20 protein-coding genes, 2 tRNA genes and 2 pseudogenes are annotated in these 23,197 nt (G+C 62.9%); 13 read left to right on the top strand and 11 right to left on the bottom strand.

The features are described from left to right. Positions 1-7: 7 nt before the first annotated feature. A complete protein-coding gene (locus CKO15_RS10770; protein ID WP_200196047.1) occupies positions 8-1,786 on the bottom strand; it encodes a phosphoenolpyruvate carboxykinase (GTP) in 1,779 nt (592 codons plus the stop codon). 189 nt (positions 1,787-1,975) lie between these two features. Between CKO15_RS10770 and CKO15_RS10765 the strand changes: the two genes are divergently transcribed. Beyond that, positions 1,976-2,503, top strand: coding sequence for a HigA family addiction module antitoxin (locus CKO15_RS10765; protein WP_200196045.1), 528 nt, complete (start codon positions 1,976-1,978; stop codon positions 2,501-2,503). Here the strand turns inward: CKO15_RS10765 and CKO15_RS10760 are convergent. The 3 genes from CKO15_RS10760 to CKO15_RS10750 form a co-directional block, all read right to left on the bottom strand. Next, positions 2,478-3,152 carry an SDR family oxidoreductase gene (locus tag CKO15_RS10760; protein WP_200196043.1) on the bottom strand — a complete coding sequence of 225 codons (675 nt, stop codon included), beginning with the start codon at positions 3,150-3,152 and terminating at the stop codon, positions 2,478-2,480. The two genes, CKO15_RS10765 and CKO15_RS10760, sit on opposite strands and share 26 nt — an antisense overlap. A 52-nt stretch (positions 3,153-3,204) precedes the next feature. Further along, a complete protein-coding gene (gene mnmM, locus CKO15_RS10755; RefSeq protein ID WP_200196040.1) occupies positions 3,205-3,846 on the bottom strand; it encodes a tRNA 5-(aminomethyl)-2-thiouridylate-methyltransferase MnmM in 642 nt (213 codons plus the stop codon). Between the two features lie 125 nt (positions 3,847-3,971). Then, positions 3,972-4,865, bottom strand: a complete 894-nt coding sequence (locus CKO15_RS10750) for a deoxyribonuclease IV (RefSeq protein WP_200196038.1) — start codon at positions 4,863-4,865, stop codon at positions 3,972-3,974. 222 nt (positions 4,866-5,087) lie between these two features. Between CKO15_RS10750 and CKO15_RS10745 the strand changes: the two genes are divergently transcribed. Continuing rightward, positions 5,088-5,534: a host attachment protein gene (locus CKO15_RS10745; protein WP_200196036.1), complete on the top strand. Its 447-nt coding sequence runs from the start codon at positions 5,088-5,090 to the stop codon at positions 5,532-5,534. A gap of 155 nt (positions 5,535-5,689) precedes the next feature. On the opposite strand, the gene CKO15_RS10740 is transcribed toward CKO15_RS10745, so the two are convergent. The 4 genes from CKO15_RS10740 to CKO15_RS10725 all read right to left on the bottom strand — a co-directional run bounded on the left by CKO15_RS10740 (position 5,690) and on the right by CKO15_RS10725 (position 8,773). Next, on the bottom strand, positions 5,690-6,088 hold the full coding sequence (locus CKO15_RS10740) for a hypothetical protein (protein ID WP_200196033.1): 399 nt from the start codon (positions 6,086-6,088) through the stop codon (positions 5,690-5,692). Between the two features lie 47 nt (positions 6,089-6,135). Continuing rightward, the gene (locus CKO15_RS10735; protein WP_200196031.1) at positions 6,136-7,527 is read right to left on the bottom strand and encodes an NAD(P)/FAD-dependent oxidoreductase; all 1,392 of its coding nucleotides are present in this window, start codon (positions 7,525-7,527) and stop codon (positions 6,136-6,138) included. Positions 7,528-7,931: 404 nt separating this feature from the next. Then, positions 7,932-8,129 carry a hypothetical protein gene (locus tag CKO15_RS10730; protein WP_200196050.1) on the bottom strand — a complete coding sequence of 66 codons (198 nt, stop codon included), beginning with the start codon at positions 8,127-8,129 and terminating at the stop codon, positions 7,932-7,934. A gap of 209 nt (positions 8,130-8,338) precedes the next feature. Next, the gene (locus CKO15_RS10725; protein ID WP_200196029.1) at positions 8,339-8,773 is read right to left on the bottom strand and encodes a SufE family protein; all 435 of its coding nucleotides are present in this window, start codon (positions 8,771-8,773) and stop codon (positions 8,339-8,341) included. A 477-nt stretch (positions 8,774-9,250) separates the two neighbouring features. Here CKO15_RS10725 and CKO15_RS10720 point away from each other — a divergent pair, with 477 nt between their 5' ends. Both CKO15_RS10720 and xerD read left to right on the top strand, forming a co-directional pair. Then, positions 9,251-10,060, top strand: coding sequence for a slipin family protein (locus CKO15_RS10720; RefSeq protein ID WP_200196028.1), 810 nt, complete (start codon positions 9,251-9,253; stop codon positions 10,058-10,060). 60 nt (positions 10,061-10,120) lie between these two features. Continuing rightward, the gene (gene xerD, locus CKO15_RS10715; RefSeq protein WP_200196026.1) at positions 10,121-11,116 is read left to right on the top strand and encodes a site-specific tyrosine recombinase XerD; all 996 of its coding nucleotides are present in this window, start codon (positions 10,121-10,123) and stop codon (positions 11,114-11,116) included. A 136-nt stretch (positions 11,117-11,252) separates the two neighbouring features. Here the strand turns inward: xerD and fdxA are convergent, their stop codons facing one another. Both fdxA and mutS read right to left on the bottom strand, forming a co-directional pair. Beyond that, positions 11,253-11,576 (bottom strand): ferredoxin FdxA, encoded by a 324-nt coding sequence (gene fdxA, locus CKO15_RS10710; RefSeq protein WP_200196024.1) that lies wholly within the window; start codon positions 11,574-11,576, stop codon positions 11,253-11,255. 104 nt (positions 11,577-11,680) lie between these two features. After that, positions 11,681-14,563 (bottom strand): DNA mismatch repair protein MutS, encoded by a 2,883-nt coding sequence (mutS, locus tag CKO15_RS10705; RefSeq protein WP_200196022.1) that lies wholly within the window; start codon positions 14,561-14,563, stop codon positions 11,681-11,683. A 69-nt stretch (positions 14,564-14,632) separates the two neighbouring features. Between mutS and CKO15_RS10700 the strand changes: the two genes are divergently transcribed. The 9 genes and pseudogenes from CKO15_RS10700 to CKO15_RS10660 all read left to right on the top strand — a co-directional run bounded on the left by CKO15_RS10700 (position 14,633) and on the right by CKO15_RS10660 (position 22,851). Continuing rightward, entirely contained in the window at positions 14,633-15,175 is a 543-nt protein-coding gene (locus tag CKO15_RS10700; protein WP_200196020.1) for a CinA family protein, read from the top strand. A gap of 178 nt (positions 15,176-15,353) precedes the next feature. Further along, positions 15,354-16,388: pseudogene (gene recA / locus CKO15_RS10695) on the top strand (recombinase RecA); the annotation flags it as partial. Positions 16,389-16,546: 158 nt separating this feature from the next. Beyond that, entirely contained in the window at positions 16,547-17,062 is a 516-nt protein-coding gene (locus CKO15_RS10690) for a regulatory protein RecX (protein WP_200196018.1), read from the top strand. 25 nt (positions 17,063-17,087) lie between these two features. Then, positions 17,088-19,682, top strand: a complete 2,595-nt coding sequence (gene alaS, locus CKO15_RS10685; protein ID WP_200196016.1) for an alanine--tRNA ligase — start codon at positions 17,088-17,090, stop codon at positions 19,680-19,682. A 142-nt stretch (positions 19,683-19,824) separates the two neighbouring features. Then, positions 19,825-21,060, top strand: a complete 1,236-nt coding sequence (locus CKO15_RS10680) for an aspartate kinase (RefSeq protein ID WP_200196014.1) — start codon at positions 19,825-19,827, stop codon at positions 21,058-21,060. A gap of 173 nt (positions 21,061-21,233) precedes the next feature. Further along, positions 21,234-21,461, top strand: a complete 228-nt coding sequence (gene csrA, locus CKO15_RS10675; protein WP_200196012.1) for a carbon storage regulator CsrA — start codon at positions 21,234-21,236, stop codon at positions 21,459-21,461. Between the two features lie 46 nt (positions 21,462-21,507). After that, positions 21,508-21,597 (top strand) — tRNA-Ser (locus CKO15_RS10670). A 47-nt stretch (positions 21,598-21,644) separates the two neighbouring features. Beyond that, a tRNA-Arg gene (locus CKO15_RS10665) sits at positions 21,645-21,721 on the top strand. Between the two features lie 521 nt (positions 21,722-22,242). Further along, on the top strand, positions 22,243-22,851 hold the full coding sequence (locus tag CKO15_RS10660) for a DUF3391 domain-containing protein (protein WP_200196010.1): 609 nt from the start codon (positions 22,243-22,245) through the stop codon (positions 22,849-22,851). Here the strand turns inward: CKO15_RS10660 and CKO15_RS10655 are convergent. Then, positions 22,841-23,071: pseudogene (locus CKO15_RS10655) on the bottom strand (IS3 family transposase); the annotation flags it as partial. The gene CKO15_RS10660 and the pseudogene CKO15_RS10655 overlap by 11 nt on opposite strands. Between the last annotated feature and the right edge of the window lie 126 nt (positions 23,072-23,197).

The raw sequence follows: 23,197 nt of genomic DNA, 5'->3' as shown, positions 1-23,197 counted from the left end.
CCCCCCCTCAAAGGGCCTTTTCAAGGTGCTCAAGCTCGCGTTCTAGGCCGTCCGGCAGCCGCGTCCCGAAGCGGGCGTAGTGCTCGCGGATGAGCCCGACCTCGCGTTGCCACCCAGCGGCGTCGAACTCCAGGAGCTGTTGCAGGGTCGTGGCATCGAGATCGAGTCCGCTGAGATCGATATCTTCAGGGAGGGGGAGGGCGCCGATGGGCGAAGGACGGGCTTCGACCGCGCCCTGTCCCCGCTGAAAGATCCACTTCAGTACGCGGGCGTTGTCCGAAAAACCCGGCCAGATAAAGCGGCCGTTGCTGTCTTTGCGGAACCAGTTGACGTGATAGATGCGTGGCAGCTTCAGCTTTTCGTCTTCAGCAAAGCGCAGCCAGTGCCCAAAGTAGTCGGCCATGTTGTAGCCGCAGAAGGGCAGCATCGCCATCGGGTCGCGGCGCAGTGCCCCGAGATCGCCAAAGGCAGCGGCCGTCTTTTCGCTCCCCATGATCGAGCCGAGAAAGACGCCGTGGTGCCAATCACGCGCTTCTTGTACGAGCGGGATGGTGTCGCTGCGGCGACCACCGAAGATGATCGCATCGAGGGGGACACCATTCGGATCGTTCCACTCTGGCGCGATGACCGGGCATTGATGCGCCGGTGCGGTGAAGCGGGCGTTCGGGTGGGCCGCCGGCTCTGGGGTTCCAGGGGTCCACGGCCGGCCGCGCCAATCGGTCAGTTGGGCGGGCGGCTCGGGGGTCATCTCTTCCCACCAGACATCACCCTCCGGGGTTCGTGCACAATTGGTAAAGAAGCAGTTGTGCGTCAGACTCGCCATGGCGTTGGCATTCGAGTCGTACGAGGTGCCGGGAGCAACGCCGAAGAAGCCGGCCTCGGGGTTGATCGCGTAGAGCCGGCCATCCTCGCGAACCTTCATCCAGGCGATGTCATCACCGATGGTCTCGACCTTCCAGCCCGGCATCGGTGGGCGCAGCATGGCTAAATTGGTCTTGCCGCAGGCTGAGGGGAAGGCACCAGCGATGTACTGCACCTCGCCCTGTGGGCTGGTCAGCTTGAGAATCAGCATATGCTCGGCCAGCCACCCCTCGTCGCGCGCCATCACCGAGGCGATGCGCAGGGCCAGGCACTTTTTGCCGAGCAGGGCATTGCCGCCGTACCCGGAGCCGTACGACCAGATCTCGTAGGTCTCCGGAAAGTGAACGATGTAGCGGTTGTCTGGATCACAGGGCCAAGCAACATCTTCACGGCCATCGCGCAGTGGGTAGCCGACCGAGTGCAGACAGGGGATAAAGCGCCCCGACTCACCGAGTGCCTCGAGTACCTCGGTGCCGACGCGGGTCATGATGTGCATGTTGGCGACGACGTAGGGCGAGTCGGTGATCTGCACCCCGATGTGAGCAATCGGTGAGCCGACCGGCCCCATCGAGAAGGGAATGACGTAGAGGGTGCGCCCCTCCATGCAGCCGTCGAAGAGCGTATGCAGGCGCTGGCGCATCTCCTCCGGGTCGGCCCAGTTGTTGGTCGGGCCGGCCTCTTCCGGGGTCTGCGAACAGATAAAGGTGCGATCCTCGACACGGGCGACATCGACCGGCTCCGAGCGGACCAGATAGCTGTTCGGGCGCAGCTCTGGGTTGAGGGTTTCAGCCGTGCCGCCCTCGACCATGCGGCGGCACATCTCCTGGTACTCTTCAGCCGACCCGTCACACCAGTGGACCTGTGAGGGTTTGCACAGCGCAGCGTTCTCCTCTACCCAGCGGAGCAGCGCGTGATGTCTGGTCATGCTTCCTCCTGATCAAGAGTTCGGGTGCTTTGGTGGCCCGGTTGTTGCGCCTTCGCGGCGCTGACCACGGTTAAGCTGATGGTATGATCAGACTAACACGAAAGTGCATCGAACTGAGATGTATCGTTACACTGTGCTGAACACCCTACTGAACACTGTGCCGAGCGTGAGCGAAACGGGACCAAGGCAATGAAGCAAGAGCGATCGGCGGGCAACAGTCCGCCCCCCAAAGAGGCCGCAGCGACACCGATCCACCCAGGGGAGATTTTGCGCGAGCAGTTCCTGGAGCCGGCGGGTTTCGACGCTGCCCGCCTAGCGCAGGAGGTTGGAGTGGGCGAGACACAGCTCGAGGCGGTGCTTTCGGGGCAGTCGGCTGTCGGTGCCGACTTGGCTCTGCGGTTGGCGCGATTCTGGGGGACTGCCCCGGAGCTGTGGCTGCATCTGCAGAATCAGCACGATTTGGAGGTTGCCGCGGCAGCCATTGAGGTCGACCTGCAGGCGATTGAGCCGTTCACCACCGCGGCCCCGGCAGCAAAGGCCGCTGCCGGGGCCGCGGAGGAGCGGTCGCCGGCCGCCGGGGCGACGGCCGGCGTGACAGCCTCGGGTCCGCCTTCTAACAGCGGCTCCAGCGGCTCCAGCGGCTCTAGCGGCTCGGCAGGTGTGGGCGCTGCTGCCGCTGCGACCGCAGCTGCTACCACGGCAAAATCTCGCGGTTAGGAGCGTGCCAGAAGCGCCCTGAGTCGTCTGGGCCGACGTGGTCCATACGTTCGATCAGTGCAGCAGCCGACTCGGGCGGGTCGATCAAGCCGTTGTTTGCGGTCATGTCGGTCCGCACCCAGCCTGGGTGGAGCAGTACCGTGGTGATGCCGCGTGGCTTGAGGTCGTGCGCTAAGGAGACGGCTGCCATATTGACTGCTGCCTTCGACATCCGGTAGCCGTAGCTGTTGCCTGAGGTGTTATCGGTCAGTGAGCCCATGCGGCTGGTGACGATGCCGAACTTACCGCCCTCACTGAGCAGCGGGTGGAGGATCTCGGCGGCCATGAGCGGGCCGAGGGCGTTGGTCTCGAACTGTTCACGGATACCGCGCACGCCGTCGGCGTCGATCTCACCGAGGCGCTGCACCCGCATCACGCCTGAGACGACCAGAATCCACTCCAAACGCCGCCCCGCGAGACGCTCGGCGAGCTGGTGTAGGGTCTCGTGCTGGGCGATGTCGACCCCGTCGAAGAGCTCGGCACCGGTTGCGGTCAGCGCCTCATCAGGGGTGCTGCGCACCGTTGCGAGCACCGCATCGCCACGCTGCCGTAGTTGACGGACGACCTCCAGGCCGATTCCGCGGCTGGCACCAATAATCAGTTTACTCATCGTGAAACCTCCCGTAGTCGGTGGTTTGAAACGCTCCCAGGCCGGCCTCCGGTCAGGTCAGCCGCTCAAGCAGATGGAGAACCGGTCCGTGTGGGTTCGGCGTATGGTAGACCGTGTAACGGAGCGCCGGCGGTTGCTCCTGAGTTTGGCCGCCCCGGTCTTGAGTTAGACGATGCTCCTCTGGAGGCTGCTCTTGGGCCTCTCCTCGGGCTTGCTCTTGAGTTCGGCACCACTCGGCGACTGCCTCCGCCTCCGCCTCACCACCGGGGTGGCCGCGGTAGGCGAGGATGCTGAGCATCCCGCCGCCGCGCAGCACCGTGAGGGCGGCCTCTAGTGCCGGCAGTGTACTCTCTGGCGTCGTGATGATGCTCCGGTCGCCACCGGGGTGGTAGCCGAGATTGAACAAGACAGCATCGACGCTAGAGATCTCAAGTGAGTGCGTCAAGCGGGGTAGGGTGCAGTGATCGGCCTGTCGCAAGGTGACGCGCTCGAGCAGGCCGGCCGCCTCAAGGCGGGCGCGGGTGGCCGCAACGGCCGCTGGCTGAATATCGAGCGCCAGCACCCGCCCCTGGGGACCGACAGCGCGAGCGAGAAAGCAAGTATCGTGGCCGTTGCCGGCGGTCGCATCGATCGCTTGACCGCCGCAGCGGATCCGGGCGGCCACGTGTTCGTGGACGAGCTGGGTGAGGCTCACGGGTTGGCTGTGCGGTTGGCCATCTGCTGCCCTCTCAGATGGCCCATGAGATGGCCCATCAAATGGCTGTCGGGAGAGACTGGATTGGCTCTGGGCGTGCCCACGAGCGAGCGACTGCGGTGTGCTCACAGGTTCGCTCCCGACTCGTCGATCTGCGGCAGTTCGGGGTGCTCGCCAGCGGCACAGGCGCGCAGCCAGCGCAGTTCAGCGGCCCAACCAGCCGGTCCGGCCGGGGTCTCGAGCAGGAGCGGTAACGAACAGGTGCGCGGATCGGTGACGGCCCGAATAAAGGCCTCGGGGCCGATCTCACCGCGGCCGAGCAGGGCGTGGCGATCCTTGCGTGAGCCGCAGCCGGGTTTCGAGTCGTTCAGGTGCATGGCGGCGAGACGCGCTAGACCGATTTGCTCATCGAAGGACTCCCACATCGCCTCCCACCCCTCGGCGGTGTGCAGCGGATAGCCGGCGGCGAAGGCGTGGGCGGTATCGATGCAGACCGCGAAGCGGTCAGGCTCATCGAGCTGTGCGATGATGGCGGCGAGTTCGGCAAAATCGGCACCGACGGTCGTCCCTTGTCCGGCGACGTTCTCCAGCACCAAGGTGACGTCCCGCTTGTCCGGGTGCGCTTGGCAGATCGCGTTCAGGGTTTGGGCGATGCGCTCGATCCCGGCCTCCAGCCCCTGCTTAAGATGAGCCCCGGGGTGGAAGTTGAGCAGTTCGATACCGAGTTGATGGCAGCGGGTCAACTCCTGCTCCAAGACTGCTTGCGACTTGGCGTGGTTCTCGGGATCGGGCGAGGCGATATTGATCAGATAAGAGGCGTGGCTCATGACGGCGCCGATGCGGTGCTCGTTGCGGTTGTGCCGAAACGCCTCCGCCTCCTCCTCGGTGACCGGCTTGGCGTGCCAAGTGCGTTGATTGCGGGTAAAGATCTGGATCGCATCACAACCGATTTCGTGGCCGCGGGCGAGCGCCTGAGGCGGGCCGCCAGCGGCAGAGACGTGGGCGCCGAGTTGCAGCATATGCAGTCACTCTCCGTATTAGGCTTGTCGAATGGCTCTCTCGCCCCCAGGATACCGAATAGGGCGGGTGGCGATGAGTCCTCCCCCCGAGTTCGCCCCCGGGTGGTGCCTGAGTACGGCCAGCGAGTGTGGCTAGGGCCGGGTGGCGATGAGGTCGAGTCGGACTGGCCGCGCGCTTCGTTGAGGCCAGCGACGGACGAAACAGGTTGAGGAGGTCTGATTATGGCAACAGTGTGGGTAGTCGCCGCTGACGCAGCTCGGGCACGTCTCTTTAGCAGCGCCCAGCGAACCGGGAAGTCTCTGGAGGAGCTAGCCACCTGGGTCAATCCGGAGCTGCGGGTGCCGAGTCGTGAGTTGACCACAGACCGTCCCGGACGCACCTTTGACTCAACCGGTGAGGGTCGGCATGCGCTCGCCGATCCGACCGACGTCAAGGAGGTCGAGTCGGAGCGGTTCGCCCGGGAACTGGTCAAGCGGCTCGAGCAGGCCTACCACGAGCATAAGTTTGCGCACTTAGTGATCGCTGCCGCACCGCACTTTCTCGGCCTGATTCGGCAACAACTGCCGCGGACGCTGCGCGCAGCGATCAGCGTCGAGATCGATAAGGACATCTGCCACCTGGAGCGACCGGAGCAGATCCGTAGCCACCTGCCCGACTTTCTCTACTAACCGCTAAGCGCTCCTGTTCGAGGCTGGTGAAATCGAGCAGGAGGCTGCGCTGAGAAATGCGCCCACTCGCCGTGCTGCCCCGCCTTGTAGACCGTTTCGCGGCTTAAGAGCGAGGGGGCGCGGCGCGTGGGCGTCACAACAAAACGGCCAGCGGCCTAGCGGCGATAGCGGCCGATCGTTCCGCCAACGCGCTCGTAACTGTTGCTGGCGACGATGAGTTGCAGCGGCGGGTAGGTGACTGCAGCGGCGGCGAGGCCAAAGCCAGCAGCAGCCCCGAAGAGGGTGGCGTAGTCGATCCAGCCGCTCAGGTCGGCGAAACTGGCCCCAGTGGCCGGTACAGCCAGCAGCAGTGTAATCACTCCAACCACGCCGCCGACGCCGAGGGCGTTTTTCAGGGCGCTGCCGGCGTTGCGGAAGCCGCCCGCAACACCAAGAATCGCCAGCAACAGCAGAATGACGTCGATGCTGATAACGACGATCAGGGCCGTTAGTACCGGACGGACATACTCCAGGCCCAGCGCGATCGCCTCTAACGGGGTAAATGGCAACTCCATGGGTGAACTCCCCCTCTACTCTTACTCTTATGTTGGACCCGGTGGGCTTAGGCGAAACGACCGCGCAGCACGGCGTTGTACATCGGCTGGAGCAGTTCGACCTTCATGATCCAGGAGACCCAGTGCTCCTCATAGGGGCTGATCAGCGGTAGCGTCGGCACCATCTCCAGGCTGTAGTCGAACTCGACCAGGATTGCGCGGCCGATCTCGGTGATCAGCGGGCACGAGGTATAGCCGGTGTACTCGGCGCTGCACTCGCGGCCCTCGATGTCGTCGATCAGGTTTTGGACCACAACAGGCACCATGTTTTTCGACGAGGCGGAGGTCTTGCTGATCGGTACACCGCAGATGTCCCCAGCACCGAAGACGTTGGCGTAGCGCTTATGGCGCAGTGTATAGGGGTCGACCTCGAGCCAGCCGTCGGCGGCGTGCTCGCCCTCTTGTGCTGCTAAGGGGCTCTCTCGGACCGGTTCGGGGGCGCTCATCGGCGGCGGCAGGTGGATGAAGTCGAACGTCTCGGTGTGCTCGCCGTGCTCCTCCGAGGTGAAGACGACCTGCCGATTCTCGGCATCGAGCTCTTTAACTCGGTGGTGACGGTGGATGGTGATCCCCCGTTCGGGGAAGTGGTTATCCAAAAAGTCATCAATACGCGGCTGTGAGAAGAGCCCGCTACCGGGGACGTAGTAGTGGAGTTCGCTGCGCTCACGTGCGCCGCGCTGGCGCAGCCGGTGCTCCGTGAGCATGGTCATCTTCAGTGGTGCACCCGCGCACTTGATGGCGCCAGGCGGGCGGATGAAGAGTCCTTTGCCGCCCTGGTGAGTGAAGGGTTCGAGCGCTTCCCAGGTGCGCGCGGCGTTCTGCGGGGTGTCGTAGACGCAGCCGACCCCGTGGCTGCCGATCCGTTCAGGGTCCATCCCCGGGACTTGATCGAAACGCAGCTGCAGACCGGTGGCGACGATTAAATAGTCGTACTCGATCGACTCCCCCGTATCGGTCACGACCCGATCGTGATCGGGGTCGTACTCGGCGACGTGGGCCTTGATCCAGTCGACATCGCGCGGCATGTAGCGGTCGTTGCGATCCTCCGTCTTGCCACGCTCCCAGACTCCAGTGGCGACAAGGGTCAAGCCCGGCTGGTAGTAGTGGGGCTCGCGCCGATCGATGACCGTGATTTGCGCACCGTCGAGGCGACGGCTGAGACGATTGGCAGCAGCCAGCCCGGCGGCACCGGCGCCGACGATCACGACGCGGGCGTTGGTCTGTACGGCACGGCTAGGCGTGCTGTAGAGCAGGCCGCCGCCGAGTGTGCCGGCGGCGAAGACGCCACCGCCGAGTCCGGAGAGTTTAAGAAAATCACGCCGGTTCAACGCCGCGCGCAAAGCATCACGCGCGGCAGCAGGGCTGCGGGGGGATGTACCCCGAGGGGTGCGCTGGGACATCGATTTCTCCTCCTGGGATTGTCATCCCTAATTGTCTGTTGATCGTGAACCCTCGCCACAGTGCGCGAGGGTGGCGCGTGGGACGACGGTCCGATCATATTCTTGGCCATCTATGTAAGGATGGTGGGCGCAACCGATCACCGTTGTCAATCTAGCAAAGAAAACGACGACCATCGAGCAGCCCCGGCAATGGCTACCATAACGCCCCATAATCGTGATGCGTGCCCAGATCGCTAGAATCCAGGTAGGCAGTAGAGCTGCGCGGCAGCTGACGTGTGCAAAGTGAAGGGCGCCCAGGGCAACACGAGCTACGCGCCCCGGGGGCGCTGCCGGGCCGTGATCGCTTTCGAGGGCGGTCGGTTCGTGGTTGTGCCGGTCGGCTTGGTGCGCGTGTGCCGGTACGATTATTGACCGCGGCGGCGCATAAATAGCCGCAGTTGCGCTTCGAGACTGTCGGCAAAGGAGCGCGCTTCGATCTCACGATCAATGGCAGCAAGCAACTCTTGAAGTTCACCCAGGTTGTACTCGTCCAGTGAGATGCCCATTTTGTTCTGCCGACGGTGTAGGTGCTCCCGGTTCATCAACATACCTTGTCGATCCATTTTAGAACTCATGTTTTTGTGATCCAACCCTCTGAGTCGGTCTGCGTTACCGTGTGTAGTGCTCATCGCTATAGGTCTTTTGATTGCTCTTGTGGTCACTGTGTTCCGGCATCGGGTGACGCTTTCCAGGCACTCCGAAAGGCCTCGAAAATATCCAAAAAAAACTTCCAAGTCAATTTATTGGGCGGGCGTCCTTGAGGTTGACTGGCTTACTCGGGAGGCTGCGCGGACTCACGTTCGGCCGCCGCGGCTAGCTCGTGAATCCGGTCGACCATGGCGTAGAAACCATCGCGCCGGTTTGGACTGAGATTCCTTTCCAGGCCAAGGCGTCGAAAAAGTTCCCGCAGATCGGTCGCACGGATCTGTGCGGGGGTGGCCCCGGAATAGGCCATCAGGACAAGCGCGATCAGACCTTTAACGATGAAGGCATCGCTATCGGCTAAAAAGATCAGGCGCTGCGGTTCGTCTTCATCACGCTCGCAAATCAGCCAGACATTGCTGGTGCATCCCTCAACCCGATTCTCTTCGGTGCGTTGCGCAGCGGGAAAAGTTGGGAGCTGGCGTCCAAGGTCGATCAAAATCCGATACCGCTCCTCCCAATCATCGATTAGCTCGAAGGTCTCTTGCAACTCATCTAAGTTCACAGATCCTCCACAGGGAAGCCCGCGACTTGGGTCACGGGAGAAATTGCAAGCGCAGCCCCTTCGAGCCTCCTGCTCCGGCGGGCTGAAGCCGGTTACTCCGGCTTGCTTTCGCAAGCCCTCGCCTTCGGGTAAGGCGGTTGGCTAGGCTTGGCGCCCCTGTTCCAGCTCCTGGTGGCAGGATACGGATTTTTGCCCGATAAGCAACAATCACTGCACTCGTTCGCGTACCTTCGTGGTCGCACAGCCCTCTGTCCGATCGAAGGGCCAAGCGGGCTTGAGTCGTCTATGCTTGGCTTGTCAACGTACACGCGGGCACGCGGGCACGGCACCGGAAGTTGCGTAGCGGGGAGTTGCGTAGCGGGCCGGTTCCAAGGAAGAATGGGCGATATCGGCGTCGTCGCGAGACCGTTGGAGCCCCCGACAGCCAGGCGCCGTTGTGTACCCGGCGCTGGCGCACCCAATAAGAGGAGAGTCGCCATGGAAACCACCCTTGTGATCGTCCTCGCCGTGCTGCTGGCGATCGTCGCCTCGGCAATCCGCATCCTGCGCGAGTACGAGCGCGGTGTTATCTTCCAGCTCGGACGCTTTTGGAGCGTTAAAGGTCCCGGGCTGATCCTCGTCATTCCGGTCATTCAGCAGATGGTTCGTGTCGACTTGCGAACCGTGGTCATGGACGTGCCGAGCCAGGACGTCATCTCGCGCGATAACGTCTCGGTGGGGGTCAATGCGGTACTCTATTTCCGTGTCGTCGATCCGCAGCGCGCCATTATCAACGTCGAGGACTTCTACTCGGCGGTGAGCCAGTTGGCTCAGACCACTCTGCGCTCGGTGCTCGGGCAGCACGAGCTCGACGAAATGCTCGCCGAGCGCGACAAACTCAATGCGCACATCCAAGAGATCCTTGACCAACAGACCGATCATTGGGGCGTTAAGGTCGCCAATGTCGAGATCAAGCACGTCGATATCGATGAGTCGATGGTCCGCGCGATCGCGCAACAGGCCGAAGCCGAGCGGGCGCGGCGTGCCAAGATCATCCACGCCGAGGGCGAAATGCAGGCGGCCGAGAAGCTGCGCGATGCGGCCGATATCCTCGGACAGAGCCCCTCTTCGCTGCAGCTGCGCTATATGCAGACTTTGGTCACAGTGGCCAATGAGAACGAGAGTTCAACGATCGTCTTCCCGCTACCGATGGAGCTGCTGCGGGCCTTTAGTCAGGTGGCCCCACATGCTGCTGCGGCAGGCGGCTCGGGAGAGGGGACTGGCGACGGCAGCGGTGGCCAGCGCTAAGGTCGGCACCACGGTGTGTCGTCTTGATGAGCGTGGCGGTGTGCTGCGTGGGCGGAGCTGATGGCGTCGACCGGCGCCACTGGTGATGCAGCACCCGCCGCTGCGCTTTCCGGTACGGTGAAGCGGCGGCGTGGACGGGCGCGTAGCCGGGCGCTGCCGAGCGCTGCCGATCAGCAGCGGATTGAGGCCTTTCTCGATATGCAGTGGCAAGAGCGTGGGTTGAGCTCGGCGACGCTGGCGGCCTATCGATCCGACTTAGAGGGGTTGGCTGCTTATTTGAATGCCCACGGCCTCCATCTGGAGCAGGCCGAGCGTGTGGCGTTGCTCGACTACCTCGCCGTGCGTGTTGGCGAGGGTGCACGGCCGCGGACCACGGCGCGCTTGGTCAGTAGTATGCGGCGGTTCTATCGCTACCTGCTGCGCTACCGGTTGCGCGAAGACGATCCGAGTGCTCAGATCGAGCCGCCGCGGTTAGGGCAGTTGCTGCCCGGTGGGTTGACTGAGGAGCAGATTGAGGCCCTGCTGTTGGCTCCAAATACCGAGGAGCCGCTCGGGGTGCGCGATCGCTGTTTGCTTGAGCTCTTATACGCCACCGGCCTGCGCGTCAGTGAGCTGGTCCAGCTTACGGTGGCCGGAATCAATACACGGCAAGGGGTGGTGCGGATCGTCGGTAAGGGCTCGCGCGAGCGGCTGGTGCCACTCGGTGATGAAGCACTCGTTTGGGTGGCGCGCTATCTGCGCAAGGCGCGCCCGGTTCTGCTCGGTGAGGCGGCGGGCAGCGAGTGGCTGCTGGTAACCTATCGCGGCGGAGGTATGACCCGGCAGGCGTGTTGGTATCGCATCAAGCACTATGCCGTAATCGCCGGTATCGATCCAACCATCTCACCACATACGCTGCGTCACGCCTTCGCTACTCATCTTCTCAATCACGGTGCAGACCTGCGCGCAGTACAGATGCTGCTCGGCCACTCCGATCTGTCGACGACTCAGATCTATACCCACGTTGCCCGACATCGTCTGCAACTGCTACACGCGGAGCACCACCCCCGGGGCTAGGCCACGGCGCCCGGCCGGGTGAGCTTGCTTAAGGGTCGAGGGGAGAGGGCGGGCGAGGTGGAGTCCCGGGGTCGCCCGGGGTCGCCTTGCTGGGCTCGCCCGGACGGCCGCAGCCGACACCTCGCCTCAGCCCGGTTTAACGCTCTAGATGTTGGAACTTATCCGGCACGCCGTTCCAGTCCTCGGCATCCGGCGGGGGGTCCTTCTTCTCGGTGATCAGCGGCCACTGTTGCGCCAACTCGGCATTAAGCTGAGCGTAGTGTTCCATCTCCGGCGGTAGATCGTCTTCGGAGAAGATCGCTTCGGCGGGGCACTCGGGCTCGCACAGCGTGCAGTCGATGCACTCCTCAGGATCGATGACGAGAAAGTTTGGCCCTTCGTGGAAGCAGTCGACTGGGCAGACCTCGACACAGTCGGTGTATTTGCACTTAATACAGTTCTCAGTGACGACGTAACTCATGGAAAGGCTCCGTTGCCGTTGTTAGCTCCGCTAGTGATTCGGCTGGCTCCGGCGATATGGCCTATAGGCGCCGAACAAACGCCGATTGCGGCCTGCCATTTTACTCATTTTTCGCTGGGTGTGGCCATGCTCTCACGAGCGCTGCAGTGGACGCTCTCTGGCGAGGCGGCGGACTGCGCCTTGAGTTCGTAGAGAAGATCGAGAGCCTGGCGCGGTGTGAGCGCATCGGGGTCGAGTGCGTTCAGGGTCTCACGCAGTGGATCGAGATGTTGAGCAAAATCCTGAGAAGGTTCTTGAGAAGAGTTCTGGTCGGATGCCTGGTCGTATTCCCGGGTGGTGTGCTGGGCGGTTTGCTGGCAGGCGCACCCCGATGCTGGTTCGCTGTGCTGCGCTGGAGGGAGGGTTGGCGGCAACGGTCCGAAGAGCGACAGTTGACGGCTGTCGGTCTCTCCCTGGCTGGCGGCGGCGCTCTGTTCCAGGCGGTGGAGCTTATCACGCGCGGCGCTCAAGACCGCTGCCGGTACCCCGGCGAGTGCGGCGACTTGCAATCCGTAGCTGCGGTTCGCTGGCCCTTCGCGGACGGTGTGCAGGAAGACGATGCGTTGCCCGTGTTCAGTGGCCTCAAGATGGACGTTGGCGACGTTGGCGTGGGTCTGGGCTAGGGCGGTCATCTCAAAGTAGTGGGTAGCAAACAGCGTAAAGGCGCGGATTTTCTCGGCCAGGCGTTCGGCTGTGGCCCACGCCAGGGCTAGGCCGTCGAAGGTGCTGGTGCCGCGGCCAATCTCGTCCATCAACACTAAGCTCTCTGCGGTGGCATTGTGCAGGATGTTGGCCGTTTCAGTCATCTCGACCATGAAGGTGGAGCGTCCCGAGGCTAGATCGTCGGCTGCACCGATGCGGGTGAAGATTCGGTCTATCGGTCCGAGCACGGCGCGCTGGGCTGGGACGAACGAGCCGGCGTAGGCGAGCAGGGTGATCAGCGCGGTCTGGCGCATGTAGGTCGATTTGCCCCCCATGTTCGGTCCGGTGATCAGCAGCATCCGGCGCCGCTCATGGAGCTCGATGTCGTTGGCAGTAAAGCGCTCATCCAGGGCGCGTTCGACGACCGGATGGCGCCCGCGTTCGATCTTGAGTCCGGGGCGCTTACGAAGTTCTGGGCGAACGTATGCAAGGGCTTCGGCGCGTTCGGCGAAGGCGGCGAGGACATCGAACTCAGCGAGTGCGCGGGCGGCTTGCTGCAGCGGCGCAAGCTGCTCGGCGAGCTCGCTGAGCAGCTGCTCGTAGAGGGCCTTTTCGCGTGCCAGCGCTTGCTCGCGGGCCGAGAGGACCTGCTCTTCGAAGCGTTTGAGTTCTGGGGTGATGTAGCGCTCGACGCCCTTTAAGGTCTGACGCCGGCTAAAGTGCTCGGGGACCTGATCGCTCTGCGTGCGACTGACCTCAATGTAGTAGCCGTGGACGCGATTGAAACCGACCTTCAGCGAGCTGAGGCCGCTGGCTGCCCGCTCGCGCGCCTCAAGATCGGTGAGGAATTGATCGGCATTGCGCGATAGAGCGCGTAACTCATCGAGCTGGGCATCGTAGCCCTCGGCGATTACTCCGCCGTCGCGCACGGTCGCCGGTGGGCTGCCGACGATCGCACGCTGTAGTCGGGCGACCGTCTCTGGGTGTTCGCCGGCTTGCGCGGCGAGTGCTTGCAGCCGTCTGCTGTCGAGGTGAGTGACGAGTTGGCGCACCGCGGGCAGGCGCTCTAATGTGGTGCAGAGTCCGGTCAGGTCGCGCGGTCGAGCGCTGCCGAGGGCGATGCGCGCAAGGATCCGTTCGATATCGGCACAGCCCTCAAGCTGCGCGCGCAGCTCGCGGTAACCGGTGGCGCCGGGCGGATGGTGGCCGCCGAGACCGCCGTTCAGCTCACCACCGCCGAGCTGGCCGGTAAGTTCGTCATCGAGCAGTGCGGCGACCGCAGCGTGCCGTTCGGCAACGACGCCGTGTTGGCGCAGCGGGCGCTGCAGCCAGCGCCGCAGTAGCCGTCCGCCCATGGCGGTGACACTGCTGTCGAGTACACTGGCAAGGGTGTGTTCGCTGTCGCCGCTAAGATTGCGTTCAATCTCCAAGTTGCGGCGGCTGGCAGCGTCGATGGCGATCGCCTCATCGCGGCGTTCCACGCTCAAGCTGCGAATATGGGGTAGGGCGGCGCGCTGGGTCTCGCCGACGTACTGGAGTAGGGCGCCAGCGGCGGCGATCGGCGCATCCAGCCCTTCGGCACCAAAACCGGAGAGGTCGTGGGTTGCAAATTGCTGCAGCAGCAGGCGGCGCGCCGGCGTCGTCTCGAAGTGCCAAACCCCTCGCCGCTGCGCAACGGTGGCGCGCGGCAGCGGCGGCACTACGGTGGTATCGTCGTCCGGCACGATCAGCTCGGCTGGACGGAGGCGCTCGAGTTCGGCGGCGAGCTCTTCGTCGCCGGAGACCTCCAGCACCGTAAAATGCCCTGAGGAGAGCTCCAGGGTGGCGATGCCGTAGCACACTGCGCTCTCACTCCTCTCCTCCGTGCTGCGCTTCGACTTGCGCCCGGCCGTTGCCGGGGCGAGCGCGGCGAGCAGATTGGTGCTGCGCTCCTCAAGCAGGGCCTCTTCGGTCAATGTCCCCGGTGTCACCACGCGCACGACTTGGCGCTCGACGGGTCCCTTGGCCGCCTGCGGATCGCCGATCTGCTCGCAGATGGCGACCGACTCGCCGAGGCGCACGAGGCGCGCAAGGTAACTCTCGACCGCATGGACCGGCACACCCGCCATCGGGATCGGGCGACCGGCCGATTCGCCGCGACTCGTCAGGGTGATATCGAGCAGTTTAGCGGCGCGCTCGGCGTCCTCGTAGAAGAGCTCATAGAAGTCCCCCATGCGGTAGAAGAGCAGCGTCTGCGGGTGATCGGCCTTGATGCGTAGAAATTGCCGCATCATCGGGGTGTGCGCGGAATCGTCAACGTTAGCCATATAAAAACAATCGTTTATAATTGATGCGGCGGTCTTGAAGCGACCATTAGGGAGTGTCACGGGGGGATTATGGTACACGACGAGCAAGCCATACAGGCGCAGGTGGTGCACATCGGCGAACGACTGCAGGCGCGACAGGGGCGCTTGGCGGTTGCTGAGTCGTGTACCGGGGGGTGGTTGGCGAAGGTGCTGACCGATACACCGGGCGCTTCGCTGTGGTTTGAGCGTGCGCTGATTGTCTACAGTAACGCGGCGAAAGCGGAACTGCTCGGTGTGCCGCCGGAGCTGATTGAGCGCTGCGGCGCCGTCAGCGAAGCGGTCGCTGAGGCGTTGGCGGTCGGTCTGCTGCAACGCGCGCCGGTCTCGCACACCATCGCCGTCACCGGTATCGCGGGACCGGAGGGCGGTTCGGCCGAGAAACCGGTGGGGACGGTCTGGATCGCCTGGGCCGTTGCCGTCCCCTCGGCCGCTGCGAGTGCGGTGCAGATGCGCTGCTATCGGTTTAAGGGCGATCGGCAGGCGGTTCGCCGGGCGAGCGTGGCCGCAGCGCTGGCGGGGTTAGAGCAGTTGCTGAGCGAAGGGGCGAGCGGGGCGGTGGATGATGGCGGCTAAAAAATCGCCTTAAAATCGCCCTAAGAGGTGTGATCGGCTGCCCACTCTGTGGAATAATCTACCCCCTGAAGGGAGCGGCTCCGGGGCAGGGAAGGCAACCGGGTCCCTTAAGCGCCGCAACCGGACCGATCGTCGGCTGTGCAGACGCGAACCATCAATTAAGGAGTGAGTTTCGGCAATGGATGAAGACCGCAAAAAGGCGCTCGGCGCCGCGCTGGGCCAAATCGAGAAGCAGTTCGGCAAAGGGGCCGTGATGCGTATGGGCGATGCCCGTGCCGTGCGCGGCGACGTACGGACCATCTCGACCGGCTCTCTAGCGCTCGATGTGGCGCTTGGCATCGGCGGACTGCCGCGCGGGCGGGTCGTCGAGATCTACGGGCCGGAGTCCTCCGGTAAGACGACCTTGACGCTGCACGTCATCGCTGAGGCCCAAAAGGCCGGCGGGGCCGCCGCCTTCGTCGACGCCGAGCATGCGCTCGATCCCGACTACGCCGAGGCGGTCGGTGTAAATATCGACGATCTGCTCGTCTCGCAGCCCGATACCGGCGAGCAGGCCTTGGAGATCGCCGATATGCTGGTGCGCTCGGGCGGGCTCGATGTGGTGGTGGTCGACTCGGTCGCCGCCTTGACGCCGAAAGCCGAGATCGAAGGTGAGATGGGTGATTCGCACGTCGGGCTGCAGGCGCGACTGATGTCGCAGGCGCTGCGCAAGCTCACCGCTAGCATCCAGCGCTCCAATACCCTCGTCGTCTTCATCAACCAGATCCGCATGAAGATCGGTGTGATGTTTGGCAGCCCGGAGACGACAACCGGCGGCAATGCGCTTAAGTTCTACTCCTCGGTGCGTATGGATATCCGCCGGATCGGGGCGATCAAAAAGGGCGATGAGATCCTCGGCAACGAGACGCGCGTCAAAGTAGTCAAGAATAAGATGGCGCCCCCCTTTAAGCAGGCCGAGTTTGAGATCCTCTACGGCGAGGGGATCTCGCGCGAGGGTGAGATCGTCGATATGGGCGTTGCGCACGGCTTTATCGAAAAGGCTGGCGCTTGGTACAGCTATCAGGGCGAGCGCATCGGCCAGGGCAAGGACAATGCCCGTCAGCATCTGCGCAGCAACCCGGCGATCGCCGCCGAGATCGAGTCAAAGATCCGTGCCCAGGTGCTCACTCGGCCCGATGGGACCCATGCGGCAGCGACCGATGCGCCAGCTGATGAGCATAAGGCAGCGGTCAGTCCGGGGGCAAAGGCGGCCAAAGAGCCGGCGAGTGCAGGTGCTAAGGGGGGTGCTAAGAGCGAGGCCCAGGAGCGGAGTGCAAAGGGTGCCGCCACAAACAGCCCAGCGGCGAGCGCGCCGTCGTCGCCCCGTAAGGGATGAGCGAGGCGTCGTCGTCACAGCAGGCCGAGCCCCCTCTTGGAGCCGCACACGATGCGGCGCGCTATGAGCAGGCCAAGGGGGTTGCGCTGCGGTTGCTTGCACGTCGCGAGCACGCCCCGTGCGAGCTTGTCCATAAGCTCACCCAGCGCGGTTACGCCGAGTCGCTCTGCGCCGAGCTGATCGATGAGCTCATTGCACAAGGCTGGCTGAGTGCGGCGCGCTTCGCTGAAGTCTTTGTGCGCAGCCGTTGCGAGCGTGGCCAAGGGCCAGTGCGGCTGCGCTACGAATTGCAACAGCGCGGGGTCGAAGCGGCGCTGATCGATCAGACCATTGCCGCGCATCCGGTCGCCTGGGAGCAGCTGGCGCGGCAGGTGCGGGAGCGCCGTTTCGGTGCGTCGTTGCCGCAGCAGCGCCGTGAGCAACAGCGCCAGGGACAGTTTTTGCAACGCCGCGGGTTTACCGCTGAGCAGATACGCGCCGCCTTGAGCGGTACCGATGACGCAGACCAATGAAGGGACCCGTATGGGCGAGGGACGGATGAGATCTGCGCAATTGCGCGCATCGTTCTTGGAGTTTTTTCGCGACCGCGGCCACACCGTGGTGCCGAGCGCCCCACTGGTGCCGGGCAACGATCCGACGCTGCTCTTTACCAACGCCGGGATGGTGCCGTTTAAGGAGGTCTTTCTCGGCGGCGAGGAGCGCGGCTATCAGCGCGCGGTGAGTAGTCAGCGCTGCGTGCGTGCTGGCGGCAAGCACAACGACTTGGAGAACGTCGGCTACACCGCCCGCCACCACACCTTCTTCGAGATGCTCGGTAACTTCTCCTTTGGCGACTACTTTAAGCGCGAGGCGATTGAGCATGCGTGGCGCTATCTGACCGAGGTCATCACTCTCCCGCCCGAGCGCCTTTGGGTGACTGTCTACGAGGAGGACGATGAGGCCGAACGGATTTGGCTTGAAGAGATCGGCGTCGATCCGCAGCGTTTTCGGCGGATCGGGGCGCACGATAACTTCTGGTCGATGGGCGATACCGGTCCTTGTGGTCCCTGCTCGGAGATCTTCTACGATCACGGACCCGGGGTCGCCGGAGGGCCGCCCGGTTCACCCGATCAGGACGGTGACCGTTACATCGAGGTCTGGAACCTGGTCTTCATGCAGTACGACCGGGATGTCGAGGGGCAGCTGACGCCGCTGCCGCGCCCATCGATCGATACCGGCATGGGGCTGGAACGGCTCGCCGCCGTGGTGCAGGGGGTGCACGATAACTACGAGACCGATCTCTTCGTGCCGCTGATCGATGCAGCGGGTGAGATCGCCGGGGTGGCCGATCGGCGCAGCGCCTCGTTGAAAGTGGTGGCCGATCACATCCGCGCTTGCTCGTTCCTGATCGCCGATGGCGTCTTGCCGGCGACCGAGGGGCGTGGCTATGTATTGCGGCGTATCATTCGTCGTGCAGTGCGGCACGGCTACCAGCTCGGCATCGATCAGCCCTTCTTTTACCGTTTAGTGCAGCCCCTTGAGGCGGTGATGGGCGAGGCCTACCCCGAGTTGCCGCGCCGGCGCGAGTTCATCGAAAAGATCCTCCATCAAGAGGAGCGGCGCTTTCGCGAGACTCTGGAGGATGGTCTGGAGCTGCTCGATGACTACCTCTCACGCACCGACCGCGACTGCATCGACGGTGAGGTCGTCTTTAAGCTCTACGATACCCACGGCTTCCCGGTCGACCTGACCGCCGATATCGCCCGCGAACGCCAGCTACAGGTCGACTACGCCGGCTTCGAGGCACGCATGGCTGAGCAGCGTGAGCGAGCCCGCGCCGCGAGCCGCTTCGGCAGCGCCCGCGAGGCGGTAGTCGATGCCGGTGAAAGCCGCTTTACCGGTTACGAGACCTTGGCCGATCAAGGCCAGATCATTAGCCTCTATCGCGACGGGACATCGGTGCAGCGTCTGAGCGCCGGTGAGGAGGGCATGATCGTGCTCGATCAAACGCCCTTTTACGCCGAGTCGGGTGGGCAAGTCGGCGATCGCGGTGAGCTGCTCGCCGCCGGGGTGCGCTTCGTCGTCACCGACACGCTCAAGCAGGGCGAGGCGCACGGCCACCTTGGGCGTCTTGAGCAGGGCGAGTTGAGCGTCGGTGACGTCGTCAGTGCGCAGGTCGATGAGCAGCTGCGCGCGGCAACGGTGCGCAACCACTCAGCAACCCACCTGCTGCACGCCGCACTGCGCGAGTCGCTTGGTGAGCACGTGCAGCAGAAGGGCTCGCTGGTGGCCCCGGAGCGGCTGCGCTTCGACTACTCGCACTACGAGGCGCCGGACGAGGCGACCCTGCAGACGATCGAGCGCCGCGTCAACGAGCAGATCCAGGCCAATCTGCCGGCCGAGGCCGAGCAGATGGGTTTCGATGAGGCGCTGGATGCGGGCGCGGTGGCGCTCTTCGGTGAGAAGTACGGCGATACGGTGCGCGTGATCTCCTTAGGGGGGTACTCATGCGAGCTCTGTGGTGGCACCCACGTGCGCCGCAGCGGCGATATCGGGCTCTTTAAGATCGTGCACGAGACCGGCATCGCCGGTGGGGTGCGGCGTATTGAAGCGGTCACCGGTGCGCGAGCGGTGGCCTGGGCGCAGCAGCTCGATGCCCAGCAGCGGCGCTTGGCGCAGACGCTGCGGATCAGCCCGGAGAACCTGGAGCATAAGGTCGCGCAGTTGAGCGAACGGGCGCGTGAGCAGGAGAAGGAGATCGAGCGCCTTAAACAGAAGCTCGCGACGCAGACCGGGCGATCACTGCTTGATGAGGTGCGTGAGATCGCCGGCGTCCGTGTCCTCGCGACCGCGGTCGAGGGCGGCGGTAAGGGGCTGCGCGATACGGTCGATCAACTTAAAAATCAGATCGGTAGCGGGATTGTTCTACTGCTGGCCACGCAGGGTGAGAAGGTGCAGATCGTCGCTGGCGTCACGAAGGATCTAACCGACCGCTTCTCAGCTGGCACGCTGGTCAACTACGTCGCCGAACAGCTCGGTGGACGGGGAGGTGGGCGTGCAGACTTCGCTCAGGCGGGCGGGCGCAACCCGCAGGCGGTTCCGGATGCGCTCGAATCAGTGGCCGCTTGGGTCGCCGAGCAGGCGACCGACTAGCGCCTCTCCCCGGCTGTTGCTGGCTGCGCCTGCTTAGGTGGCCGTGCGGCAGAGATACGCTGTTTTGATTTTCGTCGATCCCCTTTATCATCGGCCAAGCTCTGATGTTAAATTGGGGACCTGGAGTCAGCCCGAGGGAACTATGGGGTTAATCGTACAGAAATACGGCGGTACTTCCGTCGGTACTACGGAGCGGATTCAAGCCGTCGCCGAGAAGGTCAGCCGTGCGCGCGAGCGTGGCCACGATGTTGTTGTCGTCGTCTCCGCGATGAGCGGCGAGACCAACCGCTTGCTGGCGCTGGCCGAAGCGGTTCACTCCCAGCCGCCGCCGCGTGAGGTCGACGTACTGCTCTCGACCGGAGAGCAGGTAACGATCGCTTTGTTAACGATGGCGCTGGAGCAGGCTGGCTGCGCAGCGCGTTGCTATACCGGGGCACAGGTGCGCATCCTGACCGACAGCGCCTTCAGTCGGGCGCGCATCCAGGATATCGATGCGGAGCCCATTCGCGACGATCTCGCTGAGGGCCGGGTGGTGGTGGTGGCCGGTTTTCAGGGCGTCGACGAGAGTGGCGCGATCACCACCCTCGGCAGAGGGGGGTCGGACACCACTGCGGTTGCCCTTGCGGCGGCGCTGCAGGCCGATGAGTGTCAGATCTTCACCGATGTCGATGGGGTCTATACAACCGATCCGCGCGTGGTCCCCGAGGCGCGCCGCCTCGATCAGATCACGGTCGAGGAGATGCTCGAGCTGTCGAGTCTAGGCTCCAAGGTGCTGCAGATCCGGGCGGTCGAGTTTGCCGGAAAGTACCGCGTGCCGCTGCGCGTCTTGTCGAGCTTCGAGGAAGGCCCTGGCACACTGATTACCTACGAGGAAGAAGGGATGGAAGAGCCGCTGATCTCCGGGATCGCGTTTAACCGCGAGGAGGCGAAAGTGTCGGTCATCGGCGTGCAGGATACGCCGGGCATTGCTGCCAATATCCTCGGCCCGGTCGCCGATGCAAACATCGAAGTCGACATGATCATTCAGAATATCAGTCAGCAGGGACTGACCGATTTTACCTTTACTGTCCATAAGCGCGACTTCCAGAATACGCTTGATTTGGTGCGCGCCAACGCCGAGGCCCTTGGGGCGCGAGACGTCTACGGCGACGATAAGATCGTTAAGATCTCTTTGGTCGGAGTCGGCATGCGCTCCCACGCCGGGGTGGCGAACACGATGTTCAAGGCGCTGTCGAAGGAGGGGATCAACATCCAGATGATCTCGACCTCGGAGATTAAGATCTCCGTGGTGGTCGAGGAGAAATATCTGGAACTTGGGGTGCGGGCTTTGCACAAGGCCTTTCAGCTCGACGAGGAGATTGAGCCGGTCGCCGAGTAGGAAGAGGCGGGCCGTACCCGCCTGCAAGGCCGAACTGCGCAAACTGCTGCCTCTGATGAGGCGCCGTTCTTAGTCGTGGCAGCTTTGTGGTTGGCTTTGGTCAGGGGTGGGTTGGGGGCTGTCGCCACCGCAGTCCGGTTAGGTGGCATCTTAAGCAGGAGGAGCTTTTTTCGATGCTGATACTCACACGGCGAGTGGGCGAGACGCTGATGATCGGGGACGAGATCAGCGTGACTGTGCTCGGAGTTAAAGGGAATCAAGTCCGCATCGGCGTCAACGCGCCTCGGGATGTTTCCGTCCACAGGGAAGAGATCTACGAGCGAATCCGGCACGAACGCGAAGGGGGAGGCGGGGCGGCCACACCGTCGGAAACCTCGGGTCCGGATACGGAGTCGCCCTGAAGGGTTTACGCCCCCGGTCTTTTTCTTTACAATTGAAGGTTCACGTGGAGAGATGGCCGAGTGGCTGAAGGCGCTCCCCTGCTAAGGGAGTGTGGGTTAACACCCACCGAGGGTTCGAATCCCTCTCTCTCCGCCACTCGCTTCTTGATCAGAGCGAATTTTTTGGTATAATTGCATCACGCTGCGCCGGTAGCTCAATTGGATAGAGCATCTGACTACGGATCAGAAGGTTGAGGGTTCGAGTCCTTCCCGGCGCGCCATATAATCAAAAGGTTAGGGCGAGCAGGTTAAGCTTTTTCTGTGAGGTGAGGCCTGTTTCTCCTCTTCCCGATGCGCCGTTGAAGTCAAACAGCCGCAGCTGCCGAGCAGCTGCGGCTGTTTTTTTGATTGGTGAGAGCAGCGCTCGAATCTCCGCAAGAGTTGTAATCGTTCTGTGGGCTGCAACAATGCCAAGCTCTTCTCTCTAGAAAAATCTTTTCCCTCCTGCAAAAGGGCAAGCATGCCCCCTTTATAAGCGCTTAAAAGTAAAATGAAAAAGTGAGTTCGAGGGCGCCTTCCTGTTGTCCGAATATAGACAAAGAGAAAATTGTCAAGCGATGTAGACGGCAGGTTCTTTCCCTGGGGTGACCTCAGTGTTACATTCAGAGCGTGGGGGGGGGCGCTAGTTGCCCCAACTTAGTCGCTTGATTCTAGAGGAAAAGGCTTGGTATGACGCAGCTATGGCTTGCCGTTAAATCGACAGAGTAAGGCGTTGGCTGTGGAGTCCCGGGGGGGGAGGGTAATGAGCACACAAGGCAAAGAAAAAACAGGCAAGGACAAAGAGATAAGGAAAGTCTCTGTATATGAGTTGACGCCTGGAATGTTCTTACACGATCTGGGTGTTGAGTGGCTGCGGCACCCTTTTCTTCATAACAGTTTTTACCTTGATGCGCTCAGTATAAGGAAGATCCAAAAGCTCGGAATCGATCATGTCTTGATCGACACGAGCAAAAAAGTTCAGCAGAATAAAGTCCAGGAAAAAAACCAGGAAGAAGCCTCTCTGCGCAAACAAGTTAAACGCCAAAAATCGAAGAAGGTTGTGCCTTCGGCAGCGCAGGCGCGGGAGACGACGTTGGAGGCGCGTGATACTCTGCGGAATCTCTTTAAACGAGTTTATCAAGGCGGAGAATCCCCAAGTTTCAAGGAGTTGAGAGCAACGGCGGACGGTCTACTGACTTCAGTCGCCAATAACCCCGCTGCGATGCTCTCAGTCGGAAGGCTGCGGACCCGTGATGGTTACACGTATGAGCATAGCGTCAATTGCGGGGTGCTGATGATGGTCTTCGCTAGCTTTTACGGTTTGGGCGAATTGGTGTTGCCCAGCCAACGTGGACACGGTGCTAGCTATTGAGCCGGGCCTCATAGTCCTCCGGGGATAGGTAGCCCAGGGTGCTATGAAGACGCTGGCGGTTGTAGTAGCCCTCGATGTACTCGAAGACGGCCTGTCGCATCGCGGCCCGCGTTGGAAATGACTCGCCGTGCAATGCCTCAACCTTCAGCGAGCGGAAGAAGCTCTCGGCGCAGGCGTTGTCATAGCAGCTTCCTTTCGCGCTCATGCTGGCGATCAGTCGTACGCGTCCGCTAGACCCCGTATTCCATAGTCCCGGCTAGTCCTTCATCGTCGTCGGCACGATCTCATTCACCCAAGGAGATGTGCCGGTATGGCCGATGGTATCCAACAGCGCAAGCGCGCTTTC

This window comes from Halorhodospira abdelmalekii (assembly GCF_016583625.1).
GTDB lineage: Bacteria > Pseudomonadota > Gammaproteobacteria > Nitrococcales > Halorhodospiraceae > Halorhodospira > Halorhodospira abdelmalekii.
This window is presented reverse-complemented; position numbering and strand designations above follow the sequence as displayed.